Source organism: Paenibacillus sp. ALJ109b, from assembly GCF_010747435.1.
GTDB classification, from domain to species: Bacteria; Bacillota; Bacilli; order Paenibacillales; family Paenibacillaceae; genus Paenibacillus; species Paenibacillus taichungensis.
In genome coordinates, this window is sequence record NZ_JAAIFP010000039.1 from 44,932 (window position 1) to 57,745 (window position 12,814).

Here is a 12,814-nt window from a genome sequence, read left to right on the forward strand (position 1 = left end):
GCCCTTACATGAAAAGGATAGTGCAGCCGGGGAAGCAAACATATATCACAATTTCAATGTTCATATTGATTTGTTAACCGTTCCGAAAATCCTGCGGGGTCAAGCCATAATGTTTGCGGAATACTTGAATGAAATAAGGAGTATTGTTATATCCCACTTCCTGACCGACTTCATAAATCTTCATAGCCGTGTGCTTCAGCAAGTGAACAGCACGTTCCATTCGGGAACGGATAATGTAATCACTGATGCCTTCACCCGTCGATTGTTTATACATTTTGGATAAGTATACCGGGTGCAGATGTACCTCCCCGGCAATAACCTGCAAGGAAAGATCTTCGCCCAGATGATGGTCAATCCATTGCTGAACCTGCCTGATCATGCTCGATCCACTTTCCTGGCCCGTGTCGGTTGTGCTTAGAGCCCATTGTTCCATCACGCTCCGGGTCCATGCTTCCAGACTACGAAGTGACACGCCGTAACCATCCTTCAACAGTTGCTGATACTGCTCACCAAGGACATCCGATAACTGTCTGCCCTCCCGATGAGCCATGTACGAGAAAGCGGCTGCGAGATAGTGAAAAGCAACATAGACATGCTCCGGGAACACGCTATCCGATAACTCCGCGAAAATCGAATCAATTTTGCGATTTGCATCCTCCATCCGTCCTGCTTCCAACAGTGAGGTTAATCCGGGTGGCTCATACAGCGCAGCAAGTGATTTCAATGTTGCTCCATGGGAGCCGGCAGCCACATTGAGATGTAGTCCTTTGCCTGCTTCCGCCTGCTTGCGTAAGGCACTCACAGCCTGATGATACAATTGTGGAACATGCTCTGGAAAACGGCCTATCCGGCTGACTGACAGTGAAATCGTCGCATTCAAATACTGCTTCACACTGTGAAGCAGCCGTTCTCCGAGCCGCCCCATCAGTAGTTCAGGTTCAGACTGTGCCTGTTTCGGACTTGCCATGAAGACGAGATCATCATACGCATCGTCCGTATGGCAGAGATGATAACTGCTGCCAAAGATTTCCTCCACGACGTTGGAGATGGCGTATTTCATCAAACGGAATGCTTTGTGCGTTGGTTGTGGGTCATCATAACGGATGAGCAACAGCTGCATTTTATCCTGGGGACGGAATCCAATCTCTAATTGCTCCAGCTTCTCCACAAGTTCGCTCTCTACAAATTTATGTCCGAGCAGTACATCCTTCATTAATCCCGCCCGCTTCTCCGGTAAATGTTCCCTCACCGAATACATGGCGCGCTGGTGCATCAACTGTTTCTCTCCCTCCAGCCGAATCTGGACGGAGGCCTGCTGCACAGCTTCGATCAGCTCCTCATCCCGAACTGGCTTCAGCAGATAACTCACTGTTCCATGCCGGAGTGCCTGCTTCGCATAATCAAAGGATGCGTGTCCAGATAAAATAATACATTTAGTCCGTTCCCACTTTTGACGAATATGACTCACCAAATCTAGACCGGACAAGCCCGGCATACGAATATCGGTGATGATAATATGGACCTGATGTGCCGCCATTTGCTGCAATGCCTCTTTCACCGAGTACGCCTTATATACATGCCCAATCCCATGCTCTCTCCACGGTATGGAGGCTGCAATCGATTCCACCGCTGAATGTTCATCATCCACGACCATTAGATTCATCATTAGGATATTCCTCCTCAAACCATCGTATTTCCACACTGAGACCCCCATAAGGGATCGCTCCAAAATGAAGCCCTGAAGAATGACCATATCGTGTAACGAGTCGTTGGTGTACATTCCAGGTACCCGTGCCTATTTCTTCACCCATCGGTTCATTAATTTCCCGTTCAAGACTAGCAATCTCTTCCGGCGTCAAAGTGACACCGTCGTTATCGACAAACAGACTGTATCGTGTGTATTCCCTTCCATCGATTTGCTCTTGTGCTGCCATGCCTGTAACTACGATGTGACCGCTACCCTCCATCGGTTCAATGCCGTGAATGACTGCATTCTCCACGATAGGCTGGATCAGCAGCCTTGGAATGTGCTGCTGCATCAGTTCTTGCGGTACGGCAATCTCATACGACAAACGGTTGGTTCGCATCTGTTGGATGGACAAATAATTGTCCAACAACCGGATTTCCTCTTCCACGGTCGTCATATCGTTCTCATCACGTGTGATGTAGCGATAATAATCTCCCAGACTGAGCGACATGGCAATAACCGCTTCGCGGTTGCCGAGCTGCGTCATATTTTTAATATAAAACAGACAATTGTACAGGAAATGAGGATTGATCTGTGATTGCAGATGCTTCAACGTCGCTTCCCGTGAGCGAATGCGTTCCTCGTATACCTTTTCGATCAGTTCCTGAATCTGCTCGGCCATGTGATTGAAGCTCTGCGTCAGATAAGCGAATTCATCACGGGAATGATCGACGGGAATTCGTGTGGACAGCTGTCCTTTGCGAATCTGCTGCAAGCCCCTCATTAGACGTTGTATCGGCACCTGTACCTTTCGATATAACAAGAGAGCAGCGCCAATACTGAGCACAAGCAGCAGCAAAATCGAGGTTATAAACATATTTCGGCTCTTGTCCATCGGCGTGAGCAAATCATCCAGCACAACCGGGTTAACATAAATTCCGTTTAGCTGTTTGGAGAGCACATAACTGACCAAGTACTGCTTGCCCCCCGCCTCTAGCTGATGGTTGCCTTCACTATCCAATTCGGTTAATGGCATGTCCCGCATCACGGCTTCCACGAGCTCGGGGTCCGCACTCCGATTTAACAGTGGCTCGTTTCCAGGGACGAGAAGAAAAGGATCTCCACCCTGAGCCTCCTTGAAATCATCCAGCATGGCAACAATGTTCATCGGGTCAAAATCAATCTCCATCACCGTCCGTACATCCGTGGTCACAGGTTTTTCACTCCACTCGTAGTTATCCGTAAAGAAATAAGTGAAGCTGCCTTCGTCCAACTGCCATCGCCCTGGCTGTGGAAATTTCAACATCTTCTCATTGAAGACCGTCCGGTTCGACATGGTGGACAATACCAACTCTGCCTGAGGCAGCACAATGGTAATATCGTTCTTCCAACGACTGGTGGACTGGTATAGTGACAATTTGTCGAGAATATCGAGATAGATGCTGTTTTTCTCATATTGGCTGGTCGATTCTGTCATGTAACGATAGTGTAGAATGCTTGGATCACGCAGTAAAGTCAGCCCATAGAGCGAGAGCTGTTCAATATTTTTATCCACCTGAGAGCTAAAATAATTGAACTGGTTCAAGCTGGACTGCTGCTTCTCCTCGACGATCATATCCACGTTCGCCTGATTCGCGTAGGTATAGAGCAACAAGATTGGTACCAGCAAGCAGACCAGCAGTATGACTGTTTTTGAGAATACTGTAAATTTCATTGCTTCACCCTGTCCCGGATTAAAGTAAAGATACACATCGAAGTCCTATTTTATATTGAAACCCCTTACATATCTATACTGAATTTCAAATGAGTCACTATTCGGTATACATTTTTAACAAGTTAATAAATCAACATCCGCCTTGAAATGTTGTTCTATAGCCCGCTCGTTTCCATTGCTATAATTCAGTTGCTCCACTATTTGCAGAGGCTGACTGGCCTCATTATGCAGAGGCTGGACGATATAAAGGAGGGACCTGATGGCTATGGAACAACCACTAACGACCAATACGCCGGTGCGGCAGGCAACACACAATCCACGTAAACGTACCCGCTGGAATTTCAAACGCAATTGGCCGCTGCATCTGATGCTGCTGCCTTCGGTACTGCTCACATTGTTGTTCGCCTATGTGCCTATGGGCGGCATTATTATTGCGTTTCAGGATTTCAAACCATGGCTGGGATTCACCGGCTCCAAATGGGTAGGATGGGATAACTTCCGATTCATGTTCGAATATCCGGACAGTGTTCAGGTCATCTGGAACACGGTGCTGATTGCTGCCATGAAAATTGTGGCCGGACTCGTGGCCCCGGTTGTGTTTGCCATTTTGCTGAATGAAGTACGGAACTCCACGTTCAAAAGGTTCTCACAGACGCTGGTATACCTTCCCCACTTCTTGTCTTGGGTTGTACTGGGCGGCATCCTGCTGGACATGCTTTCCCCCGAAGGCGGACTGATTAACCAGGTTCTGGCGGCCGTTGGCGTTGAACCGATCTTCTTTCTGGGAGATGGCGACTGGTTCCGTGTAACCGTGGTCATCAGTGATGTATGGAAGGAATTCGGATTTGGTACCATTGTCTTTCTAGCAGCCCTTGCGGGCATTAACCCTGCTCTGTACGAAGCTTCCGAAGTTGACGGGGCAACACGACTTAAACAGACCCTACACATTACGCTGCCTGCACTCGTGCCGATGATCATTGTGGTGGGAACGCTATCACTGGGGAATATTCTTAATGCCGGATTTGACCAGATTTTTAACTTGTACAATCCACTTGTATATGATAAAGGCGATATTATTGACACGTTTGTTTACCGGATGGGTATTTTGAATGGCAAAATGAGCTTTGCGACTGCGGTTGGTTTGTTTAAATCCTTTGTTGCTATGTTCCTCGTTATTACTGCCTACCGGATGGCTTACAAAATCGCCAATTACCGCATTTTCTAAGGAGGAATTAAGGTGTATCACAAAACGACCGGATACCGTATATTTAACGGCTTCAACCTGTTCTTCATCGCGGCCGTCTCGCTGCTGTGTGTGCTGCCGCTTATCCACATTCTGGCGGTTTCCTTCAGCGGTAAAGCGGCAGCTTCCGCCAATCTGGTAACGCTCTGGCCGATTGATTTTACAGTCGATGCCTATACCAAAACGTTTGGTAACAGTAACTTTCTCAGCGCGCTCTGGATCTCAGTGCAACGTACCGTGTTCGGTACGCTGCTCAGTATGGTGCTGGTCACCCTGACGGCATATCCTTTATCCAAGGAAAGTCTGAACTTCAAGGGACGTTCGCTGTATGCGTGGTTTTTCATCTTCACGATGCTGTTCAGCGGCGGACTGATCCCGTCCTATATCCTGATTCAAAAGCTGGGACTGATCAACACCCTGTGGGCTCTGATTTTGCCGGGCGCTGTGGCAGTCTGGAACCTGATTCTCATGATGAACTTCTTCCGTAACGTGCCCAAAGAGCTCGAAGAAGCAGCGTTCATCGATGGCGCCAACCATATCACCACATTGTTCCGCATCTATCTGCCTGTGTCCATGCCGGCCATTGCTACGATCTCTCTATTCACGATGGTGGGGCAGTGGAATTCCTGGTTCGACGGGTTGATCTATATGAATGACGCAGCCAAATACCCGCTCGCTACGTTAATGCAAACCATTATTGTGCAGCAGGATTTCTCCAATATGAATGTCGATGCGACGCAGCTTCAGAACATGTCGCAGCGTACCGTTAACGCAGCCCAGATCTTTATTGGGGCACTGCCAATCCTGCTCGTGTATCCATTCTTGCAGCGTTTCTTTGTAAAAGGAATTGTGCTTGGGGCTGTAAAAGAATAGGGTTCGTATACTATAACTGAATGCATTCGCATCATTACATCCCGAGATTTATAACGCGCTGTTATTTACTTCGGGATGACTTTCCGCGAATGGCATTGTTATATTGATTAATTAGTTCATCCAGAACCATCGATTGACGAATGACCTCCGGATGCCACAGTTCTTTATGAGAATTTGCAATCTGGTAGAGTCTCTGTCGTGCCTTTTCGATACATTCCTGAATGGTTTCCGGATTATGCACCATACTCCCGCCCCCTGTTGTCCTTCAATATCCTCCATCCAAAAAAGACCATCTATTATAATATTCGGAACAAAGGGAGCTGTACATTACCCCAAAATCAAATTTATGGTTATTTTTTCTTGTACAGGTTGAAATAAGGATGAGCAACGGACTCAGATGTGGCAAAATACAAAAAAATACCGGATAGGCTTTCCAGCCTTATCCGGTATTTTTTGTCCCCATGCGCTGCCCATTCATCGTAATCCAATATCCTCAAAACGGTTACCAATCGTCTCTGGGAAGGCCAGTTTAATGGCATCAATGGCGCGCTGTTCCGTTTCCCCTGCTTGCTCAATCAGATTGATTACCCTTAGCACATGCCCTGGTTCCTTCGCATCCCAAGCTGTTGAATCCTCAACCTTCTCCATCATCTGAGCATATAGGTCTGCGAGTAACGCGTACGCCTGCACCACATGATTCATCTGACTGGACAAATGCTCAAGCTCTGCAACATAGGAGGCCATATCATTTCTTGATTGGGCATAATAGCGCAAAACAATGGTAGCTTGATCGGTTTCATATGCACCAGATTGTAGGGCATCAGCAATAGCTGCATAAGCAGCGGGTCCACAGGCGTAATCCTGAGGTGGTAGCATGTAATCATGGGTCTCCCATTTGTACACAGCCTGAATTAATGATTCCTTACACACTTCCCATACGTCTACGGTTGCATGGGATTCAAGCACCTGGTAGTACCAGTATGGTGTACTGTTCCGACCAAAAGAATCATAGGGCAGATGAACAACCTCATCTCCTTCACTTTCACAAATGAACAGCATCTGCTCCCCATCATCATATCCAGCACAAATAACAAACTGATCATGCCAAAGAATAGCGCCCACACCCCGGTCAATAGAAGCCTTGATATCCAGCAGGGCCTGCTTCTGATAGAGCGGAAAGGTTGGCACGAACGAAAATCCCCCGTGTTGTCCGGTCGTGACACCAATGAAATCAGAAGCTACAAAGTTCTCGGCCATCCAGTTGTACGCCGAAATCGATTCTGTCGTTAGACGCCGATCCACTACTAATCGAAACACGCTTGCGGTCATGCCCGCAATCATGTGACGCGGTAAATCCGTCCACTGTTTATGCACCAGAATTCGGTACATCGCATCTGTATAGGAGCCCGCTCCGTTCCATGATACGTGTTCACGTGAAGAATTCCTGCTCTGTGTAGAATGAATCCAATCCGGCAGTATTTTGCTTCCCATCCTTTCCTCCTTCCTATCTCGCCGAGTGCGCTCCCCAACGTGGCACAGTGGAACGTTTGCGGTCAGGATACTTTAGGGATATCAAACGAAAATAATCCACAGCCTGTTCTTCCAATACTTTCGCTTCAAATAAAGCCTGTGCCAGCTTCTCTGTGGCGTCTGCCTGCATAATCCATCTGTTATGTTCCTGAATCAGGCATCCCTTCATCTGCATAATCAATGCTCCAAGCTGTTCATAACATGCATAGGCTTGGTCCAGTTCGGTCCATATCCCCCGCGCATTCTGCAAATACATCTGAATTTCAATTCGGGACTGGCAATAGGATTCCAAAATATACACAGCACCCGATTCATCGTAATCTCCACTCCGAAGGGCTTGCACCCACACATCATACGCCAGTCTGCCCGAAGCGATATTCCGATCAGGCAGTAGACGATAAGGGATATCCCAATCCTCAATCGCCAATCTCAATGATTCCAACAGCATCTCTTGTTCAGGGATATGTACCTGCTCACCAAAGACCTGACAATACCAGAACCCGGTGAAGTTTAATCCGAAATTGTCATACAGCATAATCTGTGGTTCCTTGCTCCAGCCATCTTGCACATAAAAGATGCGATCACCGTCATCATACCCATGAATGACACCAAATTCCGGAATCCAGTAGATCACCCCGATGCCTTCATCCAGACTGCGCTTCACCCAATTTACCGCATCCCGCTGGTAATACCCAAATGTGGGATGACGTGTACGTCCCCCATCCCAGATCGTGAATATCCCCAAGTTATCGATCCCAGGGCGATGAGATTCTCCCCATTGACCATAGGCTGTAACCGACATGGGCAGCAGTCTGCGATGCACTGAAAGTTTGAATGCCATACCCGTATATCCAGCGAGCACATACTTGGAACCCTGAAACAGACCCGCATGGGTCAATACAGCGTGTAGGCTATCCACATACGATTTGGACTCCCTCTTCATGATCAGGTTGTCTAACACAACTTCAGTCAAAAAAAATCCCCTCTCCATGGTTGTTCTAATTCACGTTGGCCTTGCGCTGTACGGCGAGCCTATCGATTATGCCTTCAGCACTTTGCTGAAGCTTTCGTCTAAGCCACGTTGGAGACAACAGTTCCTCCCACTCGCTAATGAACAAATGCTGTAGGAAAGCATCCGTATCATAAAATTCAATCCAGTGAACCTGATCTTGCTTCTCTCGAATTCGATATCCTTGCCACAGCTCTGTTTGCTGCACTTCTCTCAGTCTTATCTCAGCGACAAACGGTTTACGGACAGGCAGCGCCTCTTCCCATGCACCCAGCAACCCGTCTGTCTGACACTGAAACGTCTCGTTCATCATCTGCACATGAATCATGCCCTCCAGCCGGATGGCCGTTTGCTGTAAAGGGTCCATTTCATAACCAACCACGTAATCGGCGTTGAACTGGGACAGCATCTTCAATGGACACCAGGTAAATTGCCGTTCTCCGGCATGATCTCTGTAATGGATATGTACTTTGCGGGATTCGGCAATCGCATGGGACAAAATCTCAAAGAACTGAAGCTGCTGCGGATCTGCTTTAAACACAGGAAGCTGACTGCTTCCTGTCTGCTGTTCCTCGAGCGTAAAACGCTCCAGCAAATGCGCCACACGCTTTACCGCATCTGATTGATCATAATTGTAATGCCGATAACGATGTGCCAGATACTTAAGCACCCGCTGTTCTTCTTCCGTCATATATAAATGGGGCAGCCGGTAGGTCTGATCCTCGTAACAATACCCCCGATATTTTGCTATATACACCAGGGGGGCACGGAGAGAAATCGCCATATATTCAATATCACGCTGGGCCTGGCGCCGGGATATTTCAAATTCACGTGCAAGCCAGCTGCTGTTCGGAAAACGTCCACTCCGAATCTGTTCGTCAAACCAATGAATACGATGCATATTGCTCATTTCCCTGCCCCCTGGCTCATTCCGTATTTCGTAATTGTATTATACCAAAAGACATGGCCCGTTCCGAAGAACAGGCCTGTTATGTTACACGGTTACCTTATCCACTCTGGACTGCACAGCTTTGGAACATTTTTTGCATACTTTCAAACTCGTACCATCTGTTTTCGTTTGCGAATACAACAATTTAATCCGGGTGCTGCTGCACACCGGGCAAGTTCCTCTTCCTCGGGATGGTAGATTCCACAGGACGCGTCCTCTTTTTGTTTTTGCCAACGTTTGTGAACCTCTTTTCGATATGGTTTGTGTGTTCACCGTTATTATAGAGGACGTGGTACGACATAGAATGTCGCAGCAGTATGGAATATACCAAGCATAAAAAAATGTCCCCTCTTCAACTTGAAGAAAGGACATTATCTAGGAATCATGTATTTCGGACTGAGCTGCCGCTTGTAACAAAGGCTGCAACAGACCAGGAAAACGCACTTCCAGATCTTCGGATCTTAGTGTCAGGAAATGCTGTGTACCTTGTACTCTCACTCGAATGACTCCGGCTTCCCGCAGTGTCCGAATATGGTGTGACATCGTGGATTTCACAACAGGTGCACGAAAATGACTGCATGGCTGTTCACCATTTCTGGCTGCTTCTGTTACGATCCCAAGACGGATGGGATCACTTAAAGCGTACAATACGGAAGAAAGTTCAATATCCTCCACTTGAGGATGGTGCAAAATTTTCATCGTTGTAGTCTCCTTTTTTTCAGACTATCCATTGTATTTTAGCATAATTCCATGATATATTTCTAATGTTCGATACCAATCGAACTTACAAACATATTTCGTTTATGTATCCCCTGCTGCCAAGCATGGGATTCACTCTATACCACATTTTGCAAATGTTACACACCGTTTCTGAAATGTTGCGAAATACACATCAATCTAGGAGGTTTTTATGAACAACACCGCAACTGCATCATCTGGGGAACGGACAGCAGGAATACAGGAAGGGTTAATCGTAAGTCTGCTGGGCTTTACGGTTGTGCTTGTCGTTATGAATACGATGATGTTCAATCTGGCCCTGCCCAAAATTGCAGCTGAATTTATGCTCTCATCTGTCTCTTCTTCCTGGATTGTCACCGGTTATTCCATCGTTTTTGCTATTTCCTCGATCACGTTCTCACGTCTATCGGATTTTGTGCCAATTCGCACTCTGTTTACGACCGGTCTTACACTGCTTGGTGCGGCATCCGTTCTTGGTTTCTTCAGTAACCATTTTATCCTTCTGCTCCTTGCACGTCTGATTCAGGCTGCGGGTGCAGCTTCTGTACCCGGGCTTGCTATTGTTCTTATTACTCGTTACATTCCGAGTGACCGCCGAGGTAAATCCATGGCTGTTGTCATGTCTGCCAGCTCACTGGGTCTTGGACTCGGACCTGTGATCGGTGGCAGTATTACACAGTTCCTCGGATGGCATGATCTGTTTATCGTTACCGGACTAACCTTGTTTCTGATCCCTGTATTTTTCAGACTGCTTCCAAGTGAGATGCCGCAAAAGGGTTCATTCGACTTGCTCGGCGCGCTGTTACTGGCGATCGGAACAACCGGTGTCCTGCTATTCCTGACTTCACGTGAATGGGTAACCCTCGTTGTTGGTGCGGCTGCACTCGTCCTGTTCTGGTTACGAATTCGCCGTGCGGCTGATCCCTTTGTTCAACCAGCTCTGTTCAAAAACAAAAAATATATGATGCTCAGCTCACTGGGGATTGTATCGTATATTAACAACTTCTCGACGCTGTTCCTATTGCCGCAAATTTTGGCACATCTGTATGGCCTGACTCCGGCCCAGTCCGGGCTTGTCATCTTCCCGGGTGCAATCGTATCTATGCTGTTATCCAATCGGATTGGCCGCATGATTGACCGACACGGAAATACACAACTGCTCAAGTTCGCACCATGGTTGCTGCTCGCTGCTGCCGGATTGTTTGCTCTTTTTGCAGACGACAGCATCTATGCCATTATGGCCGTATACATTCTGCTTAGCGTAGGCTTCTCTGCACTGACAACGAGTGTATCCAATGAGTTGTCGGGCAATCTGACGATGGATCAGGTAGGCGCAGGCATGGGACTGTTCCAGCTTAGCCAGTTCTTCAGTGGAGCATTTAGTGTTGCCGTAACTGGCGTCGCATTGACAGCCATGCAGCAATTGCCATTATCATCAGCTTATACAAATATTTTCTGGGGCATGACTGTGGTTGCTCTGGCATCCATTGTTTTCTCCCAGGTGTATCTGAGAATGCAGTCTCGGAAGAAAACCGTTGCTTCACACTAAGCAGGTTTTAAAGGATCTTACTTATAATAGATTCTTCATATAAGAAAGCCAGGATTGGACCGATAGGGTCTGATCTCTGGCTTTTTTGTTTGTTATTAGACTATAAGATATCAATACGTATTACTTTATCTCTGTTATTCTTATATTATAAACAGATCGTATAGATATTTTGAAAATGATAAAATCAAGGGGATGTCTTTCGCACATGAAGCTTCAACAGTTTAATTCACTATTTCGTATCCCTACATACCGGCTGTTTCTCGTTTGTATGTTGTTGCAAGGTATGGCTATTTCAATCAGCGCGCCCTTTCTTGCGGTCTACTTTACAACCCGCCTTGAAGTATCCATCGCAACATTCGGATTATTCACTGCAGTAACACTTATGGCGGGTGTGCTGTTCAGTTCCTGGATCGCCAGACGATCGGATCAACCCGGGGCTCGCAAAAAAATTCTGGTGTCTGCCATGATTTGCAATGCTCTTGCATTTGCCGGGTATCTGTGGATTCACGACTTCACTTTATTATTCATCTATATGACGGTATTGACTGCGCTCGGATCTCCCGCTATGCCACAATTGTTCGCAGCTGCAAGAGAAGCGGTTAATTCCGCAACGGACGTAGATCATGCTGTGGCCAATTCAACCCTGCGCTCCGCGTTTTCATTGGGGTTTATTACGGGACCTTTACTCGGAACTTTATTGATTGCGTATATTGGGTACATCGGCATTTTCAGTTCAACGTGTTTTATTTTTTTGATCAATGCGTTATTATTTTTCTTTCTGTTAAAAAAAGCTCCCGAGCCTTCCTCCATCGGTGCATCTTCGGGTGGCATACACATAAAATTGCATCAGGATGCAAGAATCTACATGCCGTTTCTCATTACCACACTTCTGTATATGGCACACTGGATGAATAACCTGAATGCTTCTCTGTTCATTATTCATCATCTGGGTGGGGGAACCCGGGAAGTTGGCTGGATCTCCAGTTTATGCGCGGGGCTTGAAATTCCCATTATGCTAGGTTTGGGTCTGCTCGCCTCAAAATATCCCAACCGCTCACTCATGTTATGGGGCTCCCTGATGGGTGCCGCTTATTATGTAATCGTTTTGTTCTCCACGGAACTGTGGCACTTGCTGGCCGGACAACTATTGCTCGCATTCTTTGTCGCCGTCATCTCTGCTATCGGGATCAGTTACATGCAGGATCTGCTTCCGTCCATGCCCGGTTATGCGTCAACTCTCTATTCCAATGCCTCCACGTTGGGAAGATTATTTGGTAGTCTGGTCGGGGGATGGACAGCGGGAGTGTGGGGGTATCGAAATTCCTATTGGGTATGTCTACTCCTTGTTCTGATTTCATTAGGTATGCTTGTTGTCACACAACAATTATCAAAAGAAAAACGTCAGACACTTTCACTCTAAGTAAACCCGCATGCAATCCTGAGTGAATGTAAAAGCTTGAACAAAACAAAGCCCCAAGGACGCAGTTATAGTGGGGACTGACCCCATAACGTGAGACAAATC

Annotated in this window: 12 protein-coding genes; 4 read left to right on the forward strand and 8 right to left on the reverse strand. The window is 47.0% G+C overall.

The annotated features are described in order from the left end of the window. Positions 1-73: 73 nt before the first annotated feature. Positions 74-1,666: a response regulator transcription factor gene (locus tag G3352_RS29785; protein WP_163761594.1), complete on the reverse strand. Its 1,593-nt coding sequence runs from the start codon at positions 1,664-1,666 to the stop codon at positions 74-76. Then, positions 1,641-3,401 carry a sensor histidine kinase gene (locus G3352_RS29790; RefSeq protein ID WP_163761595.1) on the reverse strand — a complete coding sequence of 587 codons (1,761 nt, stop codon included), beginning with the start codon at positions 3,399-3,401 and terminating at the stop codon, positions 1,641-1,643. Before G3352_RS29790 ends, G3352_RS29785 begins: the two co-directional genes overlap by 26 nt. 265 nt (positions 3,402-3,666) lie before the next feature. On the opposite strand from G3352_RS29790, the gene G3352_RS29795 reads away from it, so the two are divergent. Next, on the forward strand, positions 3,667-4,626 hold the full coding sequence (locus G3352_RS29795; protein WP_371129284.1) for an ABC transporter permease: 960 nt from the start codon (positions 3,667-3,669) through the stop codon (positions 4,624-4,626). 12 nt (positions 4,627-4,638) lie between these two features. Further along, the gene (locus G3352_RS29800) at positions 4,639-5,517 is read left to right on the forward strand and encodes an ABC transporter permease subunit (RefSeq protein ID WP_163761596.1); all 879 of its coding nucleotides are present in this window, start codon (positions 4,639-4,641) and stop codon (positions 5,515-5,517) included. A gap of 61 nt (positions 5,518-5,578) precedes the next feature. On the opposite strand, the gene G3352_RS29805 is transcribed toward G3352_RS29800, so the two are convergent. The 6 genes from G3352_RS29805 to G3352_RS29830 all read right to left on the reverse strand — a co-directional run bounded on the left by G3352_RS29805 (position 5,579) and on the right by G3352_RS29830 (position 9,704). Then, positions 5,579-5,761 (reverse strand): aspartyl-phosphate phosphatase Spo0E family protein, encoded by a 183-nt coding sequence (locus tag G3352_RS29805; RefSeq protein WP_163761597.1) that lies wholly within the window; start codon positions 5,759-5,761, stop codon positions 5,579-5,581. A gap of 230 nt (positions 5,762-5,991) precedes the next feature. Continuing rightward, complete coding sequence (locus tag G3352_RS29810; protein ID WP_163761598.1) at positions 5,992-7,008, reverse strand: hypothetical protein; 1,017 nt, start codon at positions 7,006-7,008, stop codon at positions 5,992-5,994. Positions 7,009-7,021: 13 nt separating this feature from the next. After that, on the reverse strand, positions 7,022-8,020 hold the full coding sequence (locus G3352_RS29815; protein WP_240343287.1) for a C39 family peptidase: 999 nt from the start codon (positions 8,018-8,020) through the stop codon (positions 7,022-7,024). A gap of 25 nt (positions 8,021-8,045) precedes the next feature. After that, positions 8,046-8,966: a helix-turn-helix transcriptional regulator gene (locus G3352_RS29820; protein ID WP_163761600.1), complete on the reverse strand. Its 921-nt coding sequence runs from the start codon at positions 8,964-8,966 to the stop codon at positions 8,046-8,048. An 84-nt stretch (positions 8,967-9,050) separates the two neighbouring features. Further along, positions 9,051-9,239 carry a hypothetical protein gene (locus G3352_RS29825; RefSeq protein WP_072735590.1) on the reverse strand — a complete coding sequence of 63 codons (189 nt, stop codon included), beginning with the start codon at positions 9,237-9,239 and terminating at the stop codon, positions 9,051-9,053. Positions 9,240-9,380: 141 nt separating this feature from the next. Continuing rightward, entirely contained in the window at positions 9,381-9,704 is a 324-nt protein-coding gene (locus tag G3352_RS29830) for an ArsR/SmtB family transcription factor (protein WP_053780179.1), read from the reverse strand. Between the two features lie 211 nt (positions 9,705-9,915). Here G3352_RS29830 and G3352_RS29835 point away from each other — a divergent pair, with 211 nt between their 5' ends. After that, the gene (locus tag G3352_RS29835) at positions 9,916-11,292 is read left to right on the forward strand and encodes an MFS transporter (RefSeq protein WP_163761601.1); all 1,377 of its coding nucleotides are present in this window, start codon (positions 9,916-9,918) and stop codon (positions 11,290-11,292) included. A gap of 205 nt (positions 11,293-11,497) precedes the next feature. Beyond that, complete coding sequence (locus G3352_RS29840; protein WP_163761602.1) at positions 11,498-12,712, forward strand: sugar efflux transporter; 1,215 nt, start codon at positions 11,498-11,500, stop codon at positions 12,710-12,712. The last annotated feature ends 102 nt before the right edge of the window (positions 12,713-12,814 follow it).